This window comes from Pseudomonas sp. SIMBA_068, assembly GCF_046534705.1.
In the GTDB taxonomy this organism is placed as follows: domain Bacteria; phylum Pseudomonadota; class Gammaproteobacteria; order Pseudomonadales; family Pseudomonadaceae; genus Aquipseudomonas; species Aquipseudomonas putida.
On record NZ_JAWRYI010001303.1, the window covers coordinates 1 to 246 of the forward strand.

The 246-nt window shown below is 63.0% G+C and carries 1 pseudogene; it reads right to left on the minus strand.

Features of this window, described 5'->3' with window-relative positions:
- A pseudogene (locus SB756_RS33790) lies at positions 1 to 137 on the minus strand (molybdopterin oxidoreductase); the annotation flags it as partial.
- Between the last annotated feature and the right edge of the window lie 109 nt (positions 138 to 246).

Consider the following 246-nt stretch of genomic DNA (forward strand, 5'->3'; position numbering starts at 1 on the left):
GTGCACAGGCGGCCAAAGTTGCTGGGGTGCTGCTTGTCGCCGCTGATCTTGCTGACCTTGCCATCGGCAACGCGCATGACGATGCCACAGCCGACGCCGCAATACGGGCAGACACTGCGTACTTCGCTGCTGCTCATGGGCCGGTCTCCTTGGGTAACGCAAAAGGCGCCGGCTGCCCCGCTTGCATGGCAAGCGGGGCAACACGGCGCCTTTGTCGTAAGAGGTGCGGGCAATCGGCATTGATTG